18 protein-coding genes are annotated in these 19,834 nt (G+C 36.4%); 16 read left to right on the top strand and 2 right to left on the bottom strand.

The genetic code is table 11. From position 1 onward, the window contains the following. Positions 1-8 precede the first annotated feature (8 nt). From BMW36_RS04110 to BMW36_RS04155, 10 genes are all read left to right on the top strand, one after another. A complete protein-coding gene (locus tag BMW36_RS04110; RefSeq protein ID WP_089739330.1) occupies positions 9-1,337 on the top strand; it encodes a glycoside hydrolase family 27 protein in 1,329 nt (442 codons plus the stop codon). Positions 1,338-1,359: 22 nt separating this feature from the next. Then, complete coding sequence (locus BMW36_RS04115) at positions 1,360-2,841, top strand: alpha-N-arabinofuranosidase (protein ID WP_089739332.1); 1,482 nt, start codon at positions 1,360-1,362, stop codon at positions 2,839-2,841. A 333-nt stretch (positions 2,842-3,174) separates the two neighbouring features. Next, a complete protein-coding gene (locus BMW36_RS04120) occupies positions 3,175-4,101 on the top strand; it encodes a carbohydrate ABC transporter permease (protein WP_089739334.1) in 927 nt (308 codons plus the stop codon). A gap of 35 nt (positions 4,102-4,136) precedes the next feature. Further along, the gene (locus tag BMW36_RS04125) at positions 4,137-4,928 is read left to right on the top strand and encodes a carbohydrate ABC transporter permease (protein WP_089739430.1); all 792 of its coding nucleotides are present in this window, start codon (positions 4,137-4,139) and stop codon (positions 4,926-4,928) included. A 10-nt stretch (positions 4,929-4,938) separates the two neighbouring features. Next, positions 4,939-5,598, top strand: a complete 660-nt coding sequence (locus tag BMW36_RS04130) for a YesL family protein (RefSeq protein WP_139180290.1) — start codon at positions 4,939-4,941, stop codon at positions 5,596-5,598. A 20-nt stretch (positions 5,599-5,618) separates the two neighbouring features. Then, complete coding sequence (locus BMW36_RS04135; RefSeq protein ID WP_089739337.1) at positions 5,619-6,944, top strand: ABC transporter substrate-binding protein; 1,326 nt, start codon at positions 5,619-5,621, stop codon at positions 6,942-6,944. 109 nt (positions 6,945-7,053) lie between these two features. Next, complete coding sequence (larC, locus tag BMW36_RS04140; protein ID WP_089739339.1) at positions 7,054-7,926, top strand: nickel pincer cofactor biosynthesis protein LarC; 873 nt, start codon at positions 7,054-7,056, stop codon at positions 7,924-7,926. Positions 7,927-8,057: 131 nt separating this feature from the next. After that, complete coding sequence (locus BMW36_RS04145) at positions 8,058-8,375, top strand: PadR family transcriptional regulator (RefSeq protein ID WP_089739341.1); 318 nt, start codon at positions 8,058-8,060, stop codon at positions 8,373-8,375. 29 nt (positions 8,376-8,404) lie between these two features. Next, positions 8,405-9,220: an undecaprenyl-diphosphate phosphatase gene (locus BMW36_RS04150; RefSeq protein WP_089739343.1), complete on the top strand. Its 816-nt coding sequence runs from the start codon at positions 8,405-8,407 to the stop codon at positions 9,218-9,220. A 23-nt stretch (positions 9,221-9,243) separates the two neighbouring features. After that, on the top strand, positions 9,244-9,870 hold the full coding sequence (locus BMW36_RS04155; RefSeq protein WP_089739345.1) for a hypothetical protein: 627 nt from the start codon (positions 9,244-9,246) through the stop codon (positions 9,868-9,870). A gap of 253 nt (positions 9,871-10,123) precedes the next feature. On the opposite strand, the gene BMW36_RS04160 is transcribed toward BMW36_RS04155, so the two are convergent. Together BMW36_RS04160 and BMW36_RS04165 are read right to left on the bottom strand one after the other, a co-directional pair. After that, a complete protein-coding gene (locus BMW36_RS04160; RefSeq protein WP_089739348.1) occupies positions 10,124-12,421 on the bottom strand; it encodes a helix-turn-helix domain-containing protein in 2,298 nt (765 codons plus the stop codon). Between the two features lie 40 nt (positions 12,422-12,461). Continuing rightward, positions 12,462-13,133, bottom strand: coding sequence for a YesL family protein (locus tag BMW36_RS04165; RefSeq protein ID WP_089739350.1), 672 nt, complete (start codon positions 13,131-13,133; stop codon positions 12,462-12,464). Positions 13,134-13,474: 341 nt separating this feature from the next. Between BMW36_RS04165 and BMW36_RS04170 the strand changes: the two genes are divergently transcribed. From BMW36_RS04170 to BMW36_RS04195, 6 genes are all read left to right on the top strand, one after another. Next, entirely contained in the window at positions 13,475-15,037 is a 1,563-nt protein-coding gene (locus BMW36_RS04170; protein WP_425431917.1) for an extracellular solute-binding protein, read from the top strand. A gap of 244 nt (positions 15,038-15,281) precedes the next feature. Continuing rightward, positions 15,282-16,244: an ABC transporter permease gene (locus tag BMW36_RS04175; RefSeq protein WP_089739353.1), complete on the top strand. Its 963-nt coding sequence runs from the start codon at positions 15,282-15,284 to the stop codon at positions 16,242-16,244. A gap of 20 nt (positions 16,245-16,264) precedes the next feature. After that, positions 16,265-17,146, top strand: coding sequence for a carbohydrate ABC transporter permease (locus BMW36_RS04180; RefSeq protein ID WP_089739354.1), 882 nt, complete (start codon positions 16,265-16,267; stop codon positions 17,144-17,146). Positions 17,147-17,175: 29 nt separating this feature from the next. Beyond that, complete coding sequence (locus tag BMW36_RS04185; RefSeq protein WP_245711577.1) at positions 17,176-18,300, top strand: prenyltransferase/squalene oxidase repeat-containing protein; 1,125 nt, start codon at positions 17,176-17,178, stop codon at positions 18,298-18,300. A 7-nt stretch (positions 18,301-18,307) separates the two neighbouring features. Beyond that, entirely contained in the window at positions 18,308-19,504 is a 1,197-nt protein-coding gene (locus BMW36_RS04190; RefSeq protein WP_089739356.1) for an MFS transporter, read from the top strand. 9 nt (positions 19,505-19,513) lie between these two features. Next, complete coding sequence (locus BMW36_RS04195) at positions 19,514-19,828, top strand: cupin domain-containing protein (RefSeq protein WP_089739358.1); 315 nt, start codon at positions 19,514-19,516, stop codon at positions 19,826-19,828. Positions 19,829-19,834 lie beyond the last annotated feature (6 nt).

Genomic DNA, 19,834 nt, shown 5'->3' on the forward strand with positions numbered 1-19,834 from the left:
ATTTATGATTGAAACATCATCAGTATGCATTAACTCCACCAATGGGGTGGAATAGTTGGGATTGTTATGGCGCAACTGTAACGGAAGCAGAAGTGAAAGGTAATGCGGATTACATGGCAGAGCATCTGAAGGAATTCGGCTGGGAATATGTTGTCGTCGATATTCAGTGGTCTGAACCTGGAGCGGTATCCTCGGCATATCGTCCATTCGTTCCATTAGATATGGATGAATACTCCCGTCTGGTACCTGCTGTCAATCGTTTTCCATCAGCAGCAAATGGCAAAGGCTTTAAGCCATTAGCAGATTATGTACATAATAAAGGATTAAAATTTGGTATTCATATCATGAGGGGGATCCCAAGACAAGCGGTACATCAAAACACAAAAATTCTTGGCAGCAGTGCGGGAGCCAGGGATATTGCAAAACCTAACTCTATTTGTCCGTGGAATACGGATATGTACGGAATTGATCATACAAAAGAAGGTGCCCAGGCATACTATAACTCATTGTTTGACTTGTATGCTGAATGGGGAGTGGATTTTGTTAAAGTTGATGATATTGCAGATTCAAAGTTATACGGGATTCATGCTGATGAAATAAAAATGATTAGAGAAGCAATCGACCAATGCGGAAGGCCGATGGTGCTAAGTTTATCGCCGGGCCCTGCACCTCTTGATCATGCCAGCTTGTTGGAAGAAAACGCAAATATGTGGCGTATGACTGATGATTTTTGGGATTTATGGCCACTTCTTTACGATATGTTTGAACGTTGTTATAAATGGAGTAAAAATATCGGTCCAGGTTATTGGCCGGATGCTGATATGTTGCCATTAGGTCATATTGGTATAAGATCTGTTGACGGTGGTGCCAGTGACAGATATACCAGATTTACGAAAGATGAACAGTTAACGATGATGACACTCTGGTCCATATTTCGCTCACCATTAATGTTTGGCGGTGAGTTAAGGGATAATGATGATTGGACATTATCATTGATTACAAATAAAGAAGTGCTTGAAGCTCATAAATATGGGTTTGGAGCAAGGCAGGTTTACAGGGAAAACGACCAAGCTGTATGGATGTCATGCGGGGATAATCATACTATTTATGTCGCATTATTTAATTTAACTGATAAGGAAAGCGAAGTTTCTACAACCTTTAGCCAGCTTGGAATAAGTGGCGGAGATATTGAACTGCGAGATTTATGGGCATGTGAAAATATTGCATTAACATCAGATAAGATTAGCTTTCACATACCGGCACATGGAGCCAAATTTGTTAAATTAACTAATGCATCCGTACAGTATTGCCAAAAGGTTACACATTTAAATTTATAATAAATTAAAATGAGGTGGAGAAATGAACAATAAGGCAGTTATTAATGCAGATGTTACAAAAGGAACAATTAACAAAAACATTTATGGTCACTTCGCTGAGCACTTAGGACGCTGTATTTATGAAGGGTTTTGGGTAGGGGAAGATTCCGAGATCCCAAATACGAATGGTATCCGTAATGATGTGGTGGAAGCGTTGAAAAACATCAACATACCAGTTCTTCGCTGGCCTGGTGGATGTTTCGCTGATGAATATCACTGGAAAGATGGAATCGGCCCGCGTGAAAACCGTAAACGTATGGTAAACACACACTGGGGTGGCGTAATCGAGAACAACCATTTCGGTACACATGAATTTTTCATGCTTTGTGAAATGTTGGAAACTGAACCATACATTTGCGGAAATGTTGGTAGTGGAACAGTACAGGAAATGTCAGAATGGGTAGAGTATATGACATTTGATGGTGAATCTCCAATGGCGAATTTACGTCAGGAAAATGGGAAACAGGAGCCGTGGGCATTGAAATATTTCGGTGTAGGTAATGAAAACTGGGGTTGTGGTGGTAATATGCGACCACAGTATTATGCGGACCTTTACCGAAGATTCCAGACATATGTAAGAAATTATGGTGAGAATAAAATATATCGTATTGCAGGCGGCCCTAATGTAGATGATTATAATTGGACAGAAGTGTTAATGCGGGAAGCGCACCATTTAATGGATGGGCTAAGCTTACATTATTACACAATTCCTGGTGACTTCTGGTTAGGAAAAGGATCTGCAACAAACTTCCCTGAAGATGAATGGGATATTACGATGCAAAAAGCATACCATATTAAGGAATTGATTGAAAAACACAGTACTATTATGGATAAGTATGATCCTGAAAAGCGTGTTGGTTTAATTATTGATGAATGGGGTACATGGTTCGATGTAGAAGAAGGTACGAACCCAGGATTCCTTTATCAGCAAAACACGATCCGCGATGCTTTAGTTGCAGGTGTTTCCTTAAACATTTTTAATGATCATAATGACCGTGTTCAAATGACGAACATTGCTCAAACAATTAATGTATTACAGGCAATGATATTAACTGATAAAGAAAAAATGATCTTAACACCAACTTACCATGTGTTTGAAATGTATAAAGTACACCAGGATGCTGAGAAGCTTGCTCTGGATATTCAGTCGGCAACCAAGAAAATAGCTGATAAAGAAATTCCGCAAGTGACAGCTTCTGCATCTAAAGCAAAAGATGGCTCCATCAACATTACATTATGTAATATTGATAAAGATAATGAGACGGAACTAACCGTTGACCTGAGAGGTGCTAATCTTTCTGATATTAGCGGCCGTGTATTGACAGCAAATGAATTGGACGCACATAATACATTTGATAATCCGGATAAAGTTAAGCCTGTTAGCTATACAGATTTCCAGGTGAATGGATCTGAACTTTCATTAAAATTACCAGCTAAATCTGTTGTTGCTATTTCAATTAAATAATATGGCAATTTGGCTTGCTAAATAAGAGTTTTAATCAAAAGGAAAACCGAACTATGACCGAATATTTATTATATTCGCAGTAGTTCGGTTTATTCCTGTTTTAAACCAATGAATTAGATAGCACTAATCCGCCGTTATGTTCTTTTTATTGTCCCCATAGCAATTTTCTGCTCCGTTTTTATATACAAGTGATCCAACCACTTATTTCACCTAAAATAAATAAATTGTCCATCTTATACGTATAATTTTTAGCATGTTAAGTATAATCCCTACATATATTATGGTGAAAAGTAAAAGTTGTTAGACTAACCATATAAAAGAGGGGGGATTTACATGTCATTAGATCAACCGGCAGAAACGGGCAAATCATCATTGGTTAAATTTATAAATTCTAAAAATGTTGTACCATATGTTTTAATTTCTCCATTTCTAGTCTCATTTCTTCTATTAACCGTATATCCGGCTGTGCAGGGGGTGATAATGAGTTTTCAAAAAGTTTTGCCTGGACAGGTGACTTTCGTAGGGTTATCAAACTATAACCGTATATTTAATCCGACATTTTTAAAAGCGCTTACAAACACCTCGGTATATGTTGTTCTTACTGTTATTATATTAACCGTCCTGCCTATGTTGTTTGCAACTATTCTCAATTCTAAAATAGTACGCCTGAAAACATTATTTCGGGCATCATTGTTTATGCCAGCTTTAGCATCCACGATTGTGGCAGGTATGGTATTCCGGTTAATGTTCGGCGAGACAGATACAGCTGTCGCCAATCAACTATTAAACTGGTTTGGAATAGATTCCGTTGATTGGCGTTTTAATGCCTGGTCCGGGATGTTCTTAATGGTAGTTTTATGTGTGTGGAGATGGTTGGGGGTTAACATTCTATATTTCCTTGCAGCATTACAAAATGTACCGGTTGAACTGTATGAAGCGGCTGAGGTGGATGGTGCTACAATATGGCAGAAATTTCGTCATGTCACTTTACCGTTCTTAAAGCCTGTCACTGTTTTCGTTGTAACAATATCCATCATTAATGGTTTCAGGGTATTTGAAGAAAGTTTTGTTTTCTGGGAGGCAGGTTCTCCAGGTAATATCGGTCTCACAGTTGTTGGATATATTTATCAGCAGGGTATTCAGCAAAATGATATGGGCTTTGGTGCAGCAATAGGTGTGATACTAATGCTTATTATATTCGTTATCAGTTTTATTCAGTTAATGTTAACAGGTGCCTTTAAGCGAGGTGATCAATCTTGAACAAAAAAGCAGTTAGCTGGGTTGTAACTGTGGGTATGGGGATAATCTCACTTATTGCATTATTTCCAATACTATTGCTATTACTCTCATCATTTCGTCCTTCATCAGAATTAATGCGCTCAGGAATTAGTTTAACCTTTGATTGGGCGGACTTGAATCTTGATAACTATCTATATATTTTCTCGCAAGCGGATGGCTATTGGACCTGGTATGCAAATAGTCTGTTAATCTCAGCGCTGACCATTATTCTATCATTATTCTTTTCTTCCATGGTAGGTTACGCTCTTGCAGTATATGATTTTAAAGGTCGCAATCTATTCTTTGGCTTTGTTGTCTTTATATTGATGGTGCCGTTTGAAATTCTCATGCTGCCTTTATTCCAAATGATGATTAGTGCACAGCTGGTAGATACTTATGCAGGGGTAATTCTGCCATTAATAGTGGCACCTATTGCTGTCTTTTTCTTTCGTCAGTATGCATTGGGGTTGCCAAAACAGTTAATGGATGCAGCGCGAATAGATGGGGCGACAGAATACGGAATATTTTTTAAGATTATGCTGCCATTAATGACTCCATCATTAGGTGCGATGGCAATATTACAAGGTTTGGGCAGCTGGAATAACTTCCTGTGGCCATTAATTGTTTTGCGTTCAAATGACATGTTTACATTACCAATTGGCCTTGCCACATTATTAACACCATATGGAAACAATTATGATGTCCTGATTGCAGGTTCTGTGATGACGATTATTCCAATCATTATCCTGTTCATATTCTTCCAGCGGTATTTTATTGAAGGGTTAACAGTTGGTGGAGTAAAAGGCTGAAAACAGGGGGGTGAATAGTATATCAGGTTATCAAATGGTTGAATCACTTGATCGAATATTAAAAGCATTACTGAAAATTGTCTGGTTAAATTTTCTGTGGTTCGCGTCAGCGCTAACAGGTCTATTAATCTTTGGTATTTTCCCGGCTACGGTTGCTTTGCTGACTGTATCTCATAATGTCATAGAGAAGAAACTGGATTTCCCGATTTATCATCACTTTATTAATATTTATAAGAAGGAATTTGGAAGAGCAAATTTATCAGGATGGTTGCTAGTACTATGTGCCATCATATTATATTTAAATTATCAGATTATTGACCAATCCAATGGCCAAGTACCACTAATTGTAGTTTTTTCTTTCTATTTTTTAATTATTATCTACAGTTTAGTTGCAATCTGGATATTTCCGCTAATGTCCTGTTTTGAAGGAAATATCATTCAGTATTTAAAAAACGCTATTATTATCGGACTAACAAAATTCATCTACACCATACTGAACCTGCTCTGTTTAACGGTTTGCTTATATATATCATTGGAAATACCGGCAATGTTTTTATTTGTGACAGCAGGATTGACAGGGATTCTGGTTATGTCAGTCAGCGTAAATGTTTTCTCGAAGACAGGTCTGTTACAACGAACCAGCTTAAACATAATTAATCAAAAGAATTAAATGATGGAGGTTATGAAAAGATGAAAAATTACAAAATATTAGTTTTTCTGTTTGGATTGCTTCTATTTATCCTTGCAGGCTGTGGAGGAGGAAGTGAGGAAGAGGCTACAGGTACTGCTACCGCTGGGGAAGATATTGAAAATGCTACAGAGCTGACAATGTGGACTTTCGTGGAATTGCATATGGAGTTCTTTACAGACGCAGCAAATCGATGGAATGAAGAAAATCCTGATCGACCAATTCATCTGAAAGCTGAAACTTACCCTTATGATCAGATGCATAATAATTTACTGTTGGCATTACAATCAGGAAAAGGTGCACCTGATATTGCTGATATAGAAATTGGCCGTTTTCCCAATTTCCTTGAAGGCGAACCCCAGCTGCATGCGATGAATGAATATGTAGAACCGGAGATAGAAAACTTTGTTAAATCAAGATTCGATATTTACGCAAAAGATGGCAACTATTATGGAATGCCAACACATGTCGGCGCTTCAGTAATGTATTATAACAAGGAAATCCTCGAGGAAGCGGGAGTCGATCCTGATAGTATTCTTACATGGGATGATTTTGTAGAAGCAGGAAAACAGGTTACAGAAAAAACGGATTCTGTGATGTTTAACTCATTTCCAGGTGATTACCTGCCTTTTTGGCAGATGGTTTCCCAGCAGGATTCTGATTTTATCGACACAGAAGGGAATATTACAATAAATAATCAGGAAAACCTTCGTGCACTCGAACTTTTAAAAGAAATGCAGGATCTGGGGATATCCGAGGTAGCTCCAGGTGGTGAGCCGCACGCCGAAGAATATTATCAATATATGAATGAAGGCGGGGCAGCGGCTATAGCAATGCCTGCATGGTATATGGGCAGGTTTACGGATTATATGACAGACCTTGAAGGCAAGATGGTTGTCCGCCCTTTACCAGCATTTGAGGAAGGCGGAAAACGTTCAGCAGGAATGGGGGGGACGGGAACCGTTGTAACAAACCAGACAGAACATGAAACGTTGGCAAAAGACTTCCTTGCATACGCTAAACTATCAAAAGAAGCGAATATTAAATTATGGACAGTACTGGGCTTCGATCCACCGCGTCACGATGTTTGGGATGATCCCGCTGTTTTAGAGGAAAATAAATTCTTTCGATATTTTGGTGATGATATTTTTGACACACTAACAGATATTAAAGATGAAATAAATGCAGTAAATATAACAGAAAACACACCGGCAATAGCCACAGAGTTAAATACAAATACACTGAATAATATTTTGCGAGATGGAGCACAAACACCGGAAGAAGGCCTAAAATCAGCACAGGAAGCAGTAGAGTCACAAATTGAATAACGAGGAGAAGGGATCGTCATTAAAGCGATTCCTTTTTTCTTTACAACCAATAATTAATAAGCTTAATATGAGAATATAAGCAGTTACAGAGAAGAGGGAGTTTTTAATTGTGAAGACATTATATTTGGATTGTTTTTCAGGGATAAGTGGGGATATGACGATTGCTGCTCTGTTGGATACTGGAGTAGATGTGGATTACTTTGAGAATGAATTGAAAAAGTTACATTTGGAAGAAGAGTATCAGCTGCAATTTAAGCGGGTGAATAAAAATGGAATATCAAGCTTTAAATTTGATGTGATTTTTGATGATCAACCTCCTCATCACGATCATGACGATAATCATGGACATAGTCATCATCATCATGGCCATGAGCATAATCACAGACATAGCCATCATCACGATCATGACCATGATCACAATCATGGACATAGCCATCATCATGATCATGAGCACAATCACGGACATACCCATCATCATCGTACATACAAGGATATTGTCACATTAATAGAAAATAGTGAACTTAATGAAACGGTTAAAGAACTATCTCTGAGAATGTTTAATGTGATAGGTGAAGCGGAAGCGAAAATTCACGGAATGAAATTAGATAATGTACATTTCCATGAAGTTGGGGCTATTGATTCTATAATAGATATTGTCGGCACTGCTATATTAGTTGATAAGCTGGCGGTAGAAAAGGTCGTGTCATCTCCCGTTCCGACAGGTTCTGGCCGTATTTCAATTGATCATGGTATCTATCCAGTTCCCGCACCTGCCACATTAGAAATTTTAAAAGATGTCCCATTAAAAAATAGTGATGTGAAAGGGGAATTGACTACACCGACTGGTGCAGCGATTGTTAAAGTGCTTGCTGAAAATTTTTCAGAGTCTATACCAAATATGACAGTAAATCAAATTGGTTACGGTGCAGGTACTAAAAATTTTAGAGAACACCCTAATATTTTGCGAGTAATTCTCGGATAATATAATGCAAATTAGTAACCCTGTTTATTCATTAACAGGGTTATTTTTCGTCGGTTAAAAAATACCTTGCATTATTAAGTAATTTAATATAAACTACTTAATGTTATTAGGTAATATAGGGGGTTGGGTTATTGAATAAAGAAATGCTTAAAGGAACGATAGATCTTCTCATACTTTCCCTATTAGATCAAGAAGACAGTTATGGATATCAAATTTCAAAAAAGATAAAAGATAAAACAGAAGGTACATTTCTTATTCAGGAAGGAACTCTCTACCTGTCATTAAAGCGATTAGAGAATAATGAAGCTATTTCTTCCTATTGGGGAGAGAAAAGTCAGGGGGGAAGGAGAAAGTATTATAAGATTACGGAAGAAGGGAAAAGACAATTCAGCCAAATTACGAATGATTGGAAGCATGTCGTGCATATAGTAAATAGATTTATCCCTTAAAGGAAAATTAGAAATAAAGGAGCTTTTACATGGAAGAATTAGTATTACTGATCAAGTATTTTGTTTTAGGATTAGTGCAGGGGATTACTGAACCTATTCCTATATCCTCAAGTGGTCACATAGTTATTTTTAGGGAATTGTTTGGAATTGAAGCGAAGGGGCTCTCTTTTGAAATCTTTGTTAATTTCGCTTCACTACTAGCTGTATTGGTAATCTATCGCAAAGATATTGTCCGCCTTGTCACAAACGGATTAAACTTTATGGTAAAAAAAGATATGGAAGCAAAAAAGGATTTTCAATTTATCATATACTTAATTATCGCTACAATTCCTGTTGGGGTAGTAGGTGTATTATTTGGTGATGCCATTGGAGATCTGATTGGAAATAATACTATGGTAGTTGGGATTACTTTATTAATTACAGCTGTAGCGCTTTGGGTAATTCGTAACTTACGTGGTCGAAAAAATGATGGAGATTTAACGATGAAAGATGCTGTCTTAGTTGGACTGTCACAAATGGTCGCATTAACACCGGGGATTAGCCGCTCAGGCGCAACAATTGTCGGATCAATGTTAGTCGGAATGAAACAGGAAACAGCATTACGCTTTTCCTTTTTACTGTATATTCCTGTTAGCCTTGGAACAGGAATCCTGGAAATACCTGATATATTCCGGGATCCAACGATGGATACATTATTAATTCCATATATCATTGCTTTTATTACGACATTTATCGCAACATACTTTGCATTGAAATGGTTTATGAATATTATGGCAAGAGGAAATTTACGATATTTTTCTTACTATTGTGTGGTTGCAGGGATATTAATTCTTCTATTTATGTAATTGGCAGGAGTTGAGGTAAGAATATGAATCTCTTTAAAAAAATAACCAGTTTCTCTGATATAAAGTTTTTCTGGATTCTTCTTATTTCCATAACAGTGTTTGTTATCACGTTATTTGTTGATTACTATGATAACCCGGCATATACTCCGGTTAATGCTTTAGTAGGGTATGGTCTTGCAATAATGATAGGAGGTCTATGGGCAATCTTCAATTATGTCGGACATATGAAAATTAATGTCTTATACCGAAATAGTAAAGACCTTTCCTCATTTGTAGAAAGATTAACATTGAATAAAGATGAAAAGATCGAATTACTTACCTATATGGAAGATTATGTCCAGAATCTGGTTGACCAAGGGAAACCGATGGAAGAAGCAACTTCCATTGCAATAAATCAGTTTAAAATAAAAGAATTTGACCAAATGTCTAAGGATTCCGCTGTTTTTCATTTACCTGCACACCATTATTTGATAGGTTATGCATTTTTAACTGGAGTGCTTTTTGTAATATGGTTAGCAATCAGCAATACAATAACCAGTTCTTTGTACATTATCGTAATGGAAGCCACCTGCTTTGCTTATGCGACAGGTTTCATTGTTGCATTCTTCATGTACAAACTCATTGATATAATGATATACAAGAAACTGTAACAAAAAAGATCTGGCCTCTTGGAGGACATTCAACTTTCATTAGATAGTCAAATACTTTTCTGTCACAAGCATTGAAGAGGAACACTAAAGCGGAGTGACCGGCCGAAGTGCTAGCATAGCACTCCATAAATACACCTTTAGTCCACAGAATCCGTATTATAAGAATTAGAAAAATAATATCCGAACGATCTGATGGTTTCGATGATCGTTCGGATATTGTTGTTTCTATGATGCTTTTGTCCGGGCTTCTTTTCTATGCTTCTTTACTTTTGTATTGTGCCCGGTATTTACCTGGGGTAATCCCCTCCATTTTACGGAATGAGCGGATAAAGTTTTGCGAATTGTTATACTGTAAGTCCTCGGCAATTTCTTTAACAGATTTATTGGTTGTAGTCAGCCAGTCTTTTGCTTTATTTATACGGTACTTCAATAAATATTCACTAAATGAATAGCCGGTCTCTTTCTGAAAAATACTGCTTAAATAGTTAGGGTTATAATGCAGTTCAGCAGCAATCAAATCCAGTGATATATCACGATTGAAACTTTCCTGAATCATTCGAATCATCTTATCAGAAATTCTTTTATTTTTGCTGTCATCTTTGGCATCTAAATTATCGATTAACGGATGAATAATCTTATTTAAAATCCAGTCTCTTATCTCCTCAAGTGAGCTGAGACTCTGATAATGTGTAATCATTTCCGTTGAATGGAAATCTTCGACATCAATGCCCAGTAACTCTTTCAATTCAAAAAGTTCATACAGAAAGCGTGATAAGATTATTTCCAACTGTTGATGATGGATATCATTTCTGTCAATATATTCAAACAGTTTTAATAATTCAATTCCCGCTTTTTCTTTATCACTAACCTTAATTGCATCAAAAAGTTTATTTTTGATTGCAGATGGGTATGGTGCGATATTGGAGTAACGTCTATTTAAATTTTCATAGAAAATAATAGATGAGTCACCCATTTTGAGACGATACTTCAATGCTTCTTTACTCTCTTTAAAGGCAGTATCCGCTTCATGCAGATGTTTAAACCTCTGGCTTATCCCAATACTTACACTTAAATGGAATAATTCCTTCACCTTTTCCTGGATTAACTGGACTTTCTGGTTGATACTGCGTGTATATTCAGCATCATTTTCACACTCAGTTATAATAATTGTTGTTTGTGTATCGTTAATGACGATTGGTGTAAATCTTTCATTTGCCGGAATAATATCTTCCATCAAATTGTTAATAGCAAATAAAATAAGATCCTGATCATTTTTATCAAATTTTTCCTGGTCAACCGCATCAAATTTTAATGAGAAAATGGTTAACCAAGTCCAGTTAGTATGATAATGGAATGATTGCAGTTTTAAAGGCAGCTCATCATTCTTAACTTTTCCCTGAACGAGACGCATCATAAACAATTGCTTTAATTGAGTGACCTGACTCTGTACTCTTTTTTCTAATTGATTGTTCTGATTGAGCAGTTTTTCAATATGTGTTTCGATCAGATCAAACTCATTAACGTTATTCCCGGCAGTTTCCGATTGATTTGAATAAATCGCATTTCTTAACCTTTTGACAGGCTTATAAAGCACCCGGCTTCCAATCACCGCAAAAATAATCGATATAATTAAAAGAATACTAACAATTAATACAGTGATCCAACCGATGGAACTTGAACGCATATGCAAATCACTTAATTTAACAAAAGATAAATAAGTCCAATTATTATAGTTGGAAGTATGATAAGTGATTTTATACGCCACATTACTTATTGTGTATTCAAACTGTCCTTCCTCGGCATCCTGGTCAATTTCGTTAAAAAGTGAAGAAGGGATATAATTATCTTCCCCAATATAGGCTGTATTGCTATGAGCGATTGTCTGATTATCTTCATCTAATATTAGAAAAGATTCACTATTGTTACTGCCAGCCATAATTTCTGTAAGTTCACAGGTTGGAATTAAGACACCGATAATACCAGTTGGCTCAGAAGAGAGGATAGGAAGTTTTTTAACCAGGTTAATATAATGCGAACAACTCTTTTTTGTTGCATTAGGAAAATCGATTTTATCTGCTTCTTCCAATATCCAGCTGGACTTATCAGGGATATTCATATAACTGGTGTTGATTTCTTCATACGTAGTCTTATCCAAGCGTACTAAACCATCATTATTAATGAGCCATTTCTTATCAAAACTGACAAAGATAATATCCTCAATCCCTGTTTCAATTGTCTGAAGGTGATTGAGGTCACGTCTCAATTTATTAAAATCAGAAAAAGAAGCTGCATTCATATTTTCATTCAAAAATTGCTGGGTTTGTGTTGATCGAACAAAATATGTTGTGGATAAATCGACATATTTAAGAACCTGCTCAACATTTGTCTGAATTTGATAAATATTTTGTTTCTTCTCGTCATTCGAATAATCCACAATTGCATTGGATGATTGCCAGTAAGAAAGTCCGCCTGTGATAATAACTGGTACCGTACTTAAAATAATGAGAAAAGCAATCAATTTAAAATAATGTTTCGTCGAAAATTTTTTCATAGGCAACTTCCTCGTATTAAATTGACTAAAACGTGTATCTTTAATTCAAAGTGGTAGAAACAGTTTCACTGTGTTTATCTGTTTGCTCCTCATGCTGCTTTTTCAATAACTGATTAAAGCCAAGATTAGCTAGGAACATGATAATGTATGCGCTTAAACTGAAACTGAAAAATAAGCCGAAGCCAGGGTACTTAAATGAAAGAAAATAAATACCGGCTAATAAGGTTAACGTACAGATTGAGTAGTGCAGATTCACTGCACCGATTGTAACGGCATATCGAATGTATTGCCAAAATTTAAGATCAAAATGTACAAATACTGGGCCAATATACATAATCAGCATCACATAAAAGAATGCAGCGAGAATAAAAATTCCAAGCAGTACGGAATATAATCCGCTCTCATTCATTAATCCTGTATATTTAAGGAAAATGGAAAGTGCATATCCAGCTATGAATATGATTATACCAAATAAATTCGCTTTTATAAAGTTATCTTTAAATGCTTTTGAAAATGTTGCGAAAACATTTACATCATAATCTTTTTGAACCCATTTACGTACAACAGTAAACAAAGCAATTGTTGCAGGCATTAACCCAAATAATATTAACCCAATGAGGGTAGAAATTAGCCATAAGATATTTAACCAAGCAAAACGTGTTACCCATAAGCTGACTTTATATAAGCCTGACCATATACCCGATAATTCCATTAGTAATCACCTATCTTCATATTATAGTTATGTGCTAAGAATAGGATAGCTGTTAATATAAAATAAGTAAAGGTTGTGAGGAAGCGTTTTCAGGCAATAATCATCATCTAAGGTGCACATAACCCTTATGTGTCAAGGTTTGTAATGTTTTTGTAACATAAAAATAATCATTAGCTAATGAAAAATTGCTAAAGAAGTGATAGTGATTATTTACCTAGAATATAATAAAATGAAAACGTTGTTAAGTAAGCGTTTCCACCAGCTGTGAAAAAGTGATTATATACAATGGGGCAAAAATTCATTTAATATAAGTGTATGCAGCAAGCGCTGTAAAAAACAAAATGAATATTTGGAGGGTGGTTAATTTGAGTAAATGGAAAAAATTACTCGGTATTATGATGCTGATGTTTCTACTATTAGTAGCAGCGGCATGTAGTGACAGTTCATCTGAAAGTGGTTCTGACTCATCAGGTGATGGAGGATCAAGTGAAGGAGAATCTACAGATTCTGGATCAGATGAGCCATATGCTTTCTCTATAATGGCAAACTTACACACACCTGAAGTTCCTGCAGATAAAGTCTTAGAGAAAATTGAAGAAGCAACAAACACAGATGTTGAAATTCAATGGGTACCTGATAACAACTATGAAGACAGATTAAATACAGCATTTGCAACAAACTCTTTACCTGAGGCAGTATTTTTAAAGAATCAAACAACATTTGTTCAATTCCGTGATGCAATTGAAGATGAGCAGTTCTGGGAAATCGGCCCATATTTAGAGGAATTTGAAAACCTATCTAAATTGAAAGAAAATGTTCTAGATAACACAATGGTTAATGGGAAATTATATACGTTATATCAAGGCCGTCCACTATCACGTCAAGGTATTATCTATAGAAAAGACTGGGCGGATAATCTAGGATTAGAAGCTCCTACAACTACAGAAGAGTTTATGGAAATGGCGAGAGCATTTACTGAAGACGATCCTGATGGTAATGGTCAAGATGATACATTTGGTGTGACTGATCGTAGTGATTTAGTATATGGTGCATTTAAAACAGTAGCTTCATGGTTTGGAACACCAAACTATTGGGGTGAAAAAGATGGACAGTTACAACCGGAATTTATGTTTGATGAGTATGTACAAACAATGGATTTCTTTAGAGAAATGCATGAAAACGGATACATTAACCAGGATTTCCCTGTAACAAGTAAAACTGACCAGCAGGAATTCTTTAAAAATGGTACGGCTGGTTTATATGTAGGATCTATGGGGGATGTTGGAAGCTTAAAAGATGATGCGATTGCAATTAACCCTGATGTAGAGTTCGATGTACACAACTATGTGGAAGGTCCGGATGGAGAATTTGGAATTTGGGCAATCCCAGGTTATGGTAACTTAGTAATGTTCCCTAAAAGTTCTGTAGAAACGGAAGAAGACTTAAAGAAAATTTTAGGATTCTTTGACAAGATGATGTCACCGGAAGTTGCAAACTATGCTTACTGGGGTATCGAGGGAGAACATTATGAATTAGTGGATGGAGCTGCAAAAGTAACAGATGATTCTGCATTATTTGAGCGTGAAGTAAAGCCATTCCAGGCACTGGAAATTGGCGAGCCTGAAACAAATGGCCGTTATGTTGGTTATTTCGATTATGAGCCAAAAGCAAAATCTGAAGAACTGTTTATTGATAACGAAAACTATTTAATCGAAGATCCGACAGTGCCATTATACTCTGAAACTTATTCACAGGATGGTGCACGTCTGCAGCAGATAATTACTGATGCAACCTATCAGTATATCTTAGGTCAAATTGATAAAGATGGTTTCGATGCTGCAGTTGAAGATTGGAAATCTCAAGGTGGAGATGCCATCATCGAAGAGTTTAATTCATCAAATTAATATGTAAGTTAAATGGGCTCTTAAACGGTATGTTTTAAGAGCCCATCCTATCAAAACACTGATGTAATTGGAGATGATCATTATGTTATGTTAGTTACTTTTACCATATAAAAAAGAAACAGAATTGTTTGAAAATCAAGAGATTAGTAACTCGTAAGATAATGATTATTTACGTTATGGCTTGTTTACTTTACGATTTGGTGTATGAAAGATAAATGAATAATTAAAAGAAAGGAAACTGCTTATGGAAACGTCTACAATGTCAGCTCGAGAAGAAGCGAAGCAATTGAAAAAAATGAAGAGATCAGAAACATGGCGCAGAATCAAAAAGAATAAAATGATTTATTTAATGATTCTACCAGGACTACTTTATTTCCTGATTTATAAATACTTGCCAATGTACGGTTTAGTTATCTCTTTTCAAGACTATAAACCGTACAAAGGAATAGCTGGAAGTGAATGGGTAGGTTTAGAACATTTTGAGAGATTATTTACAAGCTCAGAATTCTGGATGATTTTTAAGAATACGTTAATGCTATTTGGCTTACAAGTATTCATCTTCTTTCCAATTCCAATTATTCTTTCATTAATGCTCAATGAAGTTAGACACAGCTTCTTTAAACGAAGTGTCCAGACATTAGTGTATATTCCGCACTTTATGTCATGGGTTGTAATTGTTTCAATTAGTTATGTGATGTTAACGCTTGATGGCGGTATTGTAAACGCTGTACTGGAAACATTGGGTTTACAGCCGATAAACTTCCTGTTAAATGATGAATGGTTCAGGCCGATGTATATCATTCAGGTCATATGGCGTGAAGCGGGCTGGGGTACTATTATATTCCTGGCTGCAATAACAGCTGTTGATCCAAGTTTATACGAAGCAGCCAGAATGGATGGAGCGAACAGATTCCGTCAGATGTGGCATATTACATTACCTGCAATCCGCAGTGTAATTATCGTTTTATTAATCTTGAAGATTGGTGATGTTTTAGAACTAGGTTTTGAACACGTTTACTTACTATTGAACTCTTCCAATAGAAATGTTGCAGAAATTTTTGATACGTATGTATATGTAGCAGGTTTACAACAAGGTCAGTTCAGTTACAGTACTGCAGTCGGATTCTTTAAAGGGATCGTCGGTTTGATAATGGTAATTTTCGCAAACTGGCTGGCGAAGAGATTTAATGAGGAAGGAATTTATTAAACACGAATGAGGTGAAACAAGTGGCTAAATTACAAAAAGTATCAGCAGGCAGCAGAGTATTCGATTTCTTTAATTACTTCTTACTAACGTTAATCGCATTGGTAACGATACTACCGTTCATACACGTTGTAGGTAGTTCCTTTGCAACAAGTGCTGAAATAGCGAGAACAAAATTCTTATTGTTCCCTACAGAATTTTCATTAAATGCTTATGAATATATTTTCTCTACAGATACAATTTTTCGAGCACTTGGTGTATCAATTATTGTCACTGTTGGTGGTACATTATGGAGTATGCTTTTTTCTACATTAACAGCATACGGGCTATCGAGAAAAGATCTTGTTGGTCGTCGTGCCATTAACTTTATGATTGTATTTACATTACTTTTTAATGGTGGGATGATTCCTACATTCCTGGTTGTTCAACAGACAGGTTTGCTAAACTCACTTTGGGCATTAGTAGTTCCGGTAACCATTAATGCATTTAACATGATTATCCTCCGAAGTTTCTTTATGAACATACCTGAAAGTTTAGAGGAATCAGCGAAAATTGATGGTGCGAATGATTTTAGTATTTTATTCCGGATTGTTCTGCCGATTTCGTTACCCGCTATTGCGACTATTTCATTATTCTACGCAGTTACTTATTGGAATACGTATATGCACGCGATTCTCTACTTAAGTGATGCAGATAAATGGCCAGTACAGGTACTCTTAAGGCAAATAGTTGTACTTGCCAGCGGGATGAATTATGACAGTGAATCATTTACTGATGTACCGCCGCCGGAAACAACGATTAAGATGGCAACAATTGTTGTAGCAACAGTTCCGGTATTATTAGTATACCCGTTCTTACAGAAATATTTTGCAAAAGGTGCATTGTTAGGTTCAGTTAAAGGTTAAGTAATGCAGGTGAGAGGGAGTTTGGTAGTGTGGGATGGAAGGATGAAAGCTTAGCTCAACTAGATGAATTATATAACGGGATGTTTAATTGGTTAGGGGACCAATATGATTCGGTAACAGGCGGCTTCTATTATGCTAAAAGTTCGGTGAATAATGATAGTTTCTCGCCAGATATAGAATCAACAGCCCAGGGACTAAATATACTGATCAGGCATCAGCTTAAAGAGAAGATGCCTGAAACAGTTAAACAGCAAATGATAAACTTTTTTCAGTTAAAGCAGGACAAAGAAACCGGCTATTTCTATGATGAACACCCAGCAATGAAAAAAGATGAAGTAATGGTTCATCGTGCAATGGCTTATTCCATTAATTCATTAAAAAGATTAGGTGCCGATCCTCTCTATGCCTTGCCGGTTTCATTAAATGTTGCTCCTTCTTACACGGAGTCACTAGAGGCTTACAGGGGAAAATGGGAAAGTATTGATCTGAGAAACAGTTGGCGGGGGTGTGATTTGTTAGCATCCTCTACTGTTTATATCAGACAAATGTCTCCAGAAAAACAAGCAGATTATGTGAAGGCATGTGCGGAGTATTTAGCAGAAATACAAGACATAGAGACTGGGTTATGGGGAGAAGGCTCTTTGTATGTAAGGATCTCGGGCACATTTAAATTGCATACTTTCTATCGTAGCTTTCAGATACCAATGCCGAATCAGGATAAAATATATCAAAGTATTCTGTACTGTCTGAGAAATGAAGAGGCAGTGGATATGTGTTACATTCGGAATCCGATAGATTTGCTTTCATATTTAGCATTGGAAGTTCCTGATGAGGAACTGAAAGAAATTACAGAAATTACGATAAGGAATATGGCACGGCTTAAAAGAGAGGATGGCGGCTTTTCTCGTGAATTGGAGCATTCTCCTCAAGCGCCAAATGTTGCTCAAGTTAAAGGTGATGAGTTTTATCCGGATATGCCTGCACCTGTGCCTTTAGGTTTGGGTTTATATGAAGGGGATATGAATGCAACAACGCAGGCAACGTTAATACGGAAGCAACTCTATCATTTGCTAGAGTATGAGCCTGGTAAATTAATTGAGGCCGATCAATTTTGGGGGAAATGTGGAGAGCAATTAGAGCAGAAAGAAGTGTAAAACATTCATGCAGCCAGAACATAGAAAAATAGAAAAGCGCTTGTCTAAACATGCTGTTAATATACTGATAAATCATGCGATTTTTCAGTTTGGAGGGTCTTTATCCATAATATTTGTCAACTTATATTTATGGCGCTTAACCAATAGTATCTGGGTTAATGGTCTGTATAATTTGATTGCTATTTTAGCCCAAGCTGCAACTACATTTTTGATTGGGAAAATGTCAAAACGAAAAGGCAGGACAACAATATACCGTTATGGAATATTTATGACTGCCTTATTTTATTTGTTAATTGTTATCGTACAAGATGATATTGTGAAACACTTTTATTGGTTTGCCTTACTTAGAGGGATTGCTCAAGGATTATATTGGGTAGCATATTTTACAATTGTCCATGAGGTATCTTCCAATTCAAATCGCCATCGATATTTGGGTTGGAATCAGGTAGTAATGGGGACAACAAATTTGATTGCTCCCGCACTCGCTGGTTCAATCATCGGATATTTTACAGGATTGACAGGATATATGATCGTTTTTTCCATCGCATTTCTGATGTTTTTTGTTTGTACAATCGGAAGTTTTCGCATTAAGAAAGAATCTATTAGACACAGAAATTACTATATGAAATATTTACCGCTTATTACAAAACGTCAAAAAGGGTTCAGAAATGCTTTGTTTGGATGGTTTGTTATTGGATTTCCTCAAGGGATATTAATGTATGTTCCTCCTATACTGATTTACAGCATTTTTGAAGATGAAGGAATTGTCGGCTATTTAAATGCTAGTTTCCTAGCTGTTTCTATTATAGTTAGTTTCATCTTCTCAAGGTTTGCAAATATTGAGCATACAAAACGATATCTCTGGATAGCTGCTTTAGGCTTTGTTCTGTCAGGTACTTTCCTGACATGGGAAATTGCAACATGGAGTGTCATTGTATTTATGATTACACAAAATATGTTTAAGCCGTTACAGGCAAATGCGTATGCTGCATACTATTTCCAGTGGATTGACCGAATACCTTTAAAATCAGAGTTCCGGGTGGAATCGGTCGTATTAAGAGAAACAATTATCAATATCGGACGGGGTCTTGGTATTATTTGTTTTATGTTATTTGCAGATGGTATTGATACAGGAACAGCAGCTTACGTTATCGTTGCAGCGATGATCATTCAATTATTACTGCCAATAGTAATAAAAAAATAAGGAGGGAATATGATGGGAATTAATCAATGGGAACAAGCAGAGCCGGGTGTAAAAAGAAAGATTCATAGTCCAGGTAATGAAGTGATGATGATGGAAGTTGTATTCGAAGAAGGAGCTGAAGGATCAAGCCACAGTCATCCACATGAACAATTGACTTATTGTCTGGAAGGGAAACTTGCTTTTCAGATTGACGGTAAGGAAGTTCTCCTGGAGCAGGGGCAGTCAGTACATATACCATCAAATGCGGTTCATGGTGTAAAAGCATTGATGCCAAGCAGGCTTCTCGATGTATTTACCCCATTAAGAGAAGATTTACTAAATTAGGAGTGA

Source organism: Gracilibacillus ureilyticus, from assembly GCF_900111195.1.
GTDB lineage: Bacteria > Bacillota > Bacilli > Bacillales > Amphibacillaceae > Gracilibacillus > Gracilibacillus ureilyticus.

Bases quoted from the DNA above. Each gene is read 5' to 3' on its own strand.
- BMW36_RS04115 (WP_089739332.1), top strand. From the start codon at position 1,360: ATGAACAATAAGGCAGTTATTAATGCAGATGTTACAAAAGGAACAATT.
- BMW36_RS04120 (WP_089739334.1), top strand. From the start codon at position 3,175: ATGTCATTAGATCAACCGGCAGAAACGGGCAAATCATCATTGGTTAAA.
- BMW36_RS04125 (WP_089739430.1), top strand. From the start codon at position 4,137: ATGGGGATAATCTCACTTATTGCATTATTTCCAATACTATTGCTATTA.
- BMW36_RS04135 (WP_089739337.1), top strand. From the start codon at position 5,619: ATGAAAAATTACAAAATATTAGTTTTTCTGTTTGGATTGCTTCTATTT.
- BMW36_RS04150 (WP_089739343.1), top strand. From the start codon at position 8,405: ATGGAAGAATTAGTATTACTGATCAAGTATTTTGTTTTAGGATTAGTG.
- BMW36_RS04155 (WP_089739345.1), top strand. From the start codon at position 9,244: ATGAATCTCTTTAAAAAAATAACCAGTTTCTCTGATATAAAGTTTTTC.
- BMW36_RS04160 (WP_089739348.1), bottom strand. From the start codon at position 12,421: ATGAAAAAATTTTCGACGAAACATTATTTTAAATTGATTGCTTTTCTC.
- BMW36_RS04165 (WP_089739350.1), bottom strand. From the start codon at position 13,133: ATGGAATTATCGGGTATATGGTCAGGCTTATATAAAGTCAGCTTATGG.
- BMW36_RS04170 (WP_425431917.1), top strand. From the start codon at position 13,475: ATGAATATTTGGAGGGTGGTTAATTTGAGTAAATGGAAAAAATTACTC.
- BMW36_RS04175 (WP_089739353.1), top strand. From the start codon at position 15,282: ATGGAAACGTCTACAATGTCAGCTCGAGAAGAAGCGAAGCAATTGAAA.
- BMW36_RS04190 (WP_089739356.1), top strand. From the start codon at position 18,308: ATGCAGCCAGAACATAGAAAAATAGAAAAGCGCTTGTCTAAACATGCT.
- BMW36_RS04195 (WP_089739358.1), top strand. From the start codon at position 19,514: ATGATGGGAATTAATCAATGGGAACAAGCAGAGCCGGGTGTAAAAAGA.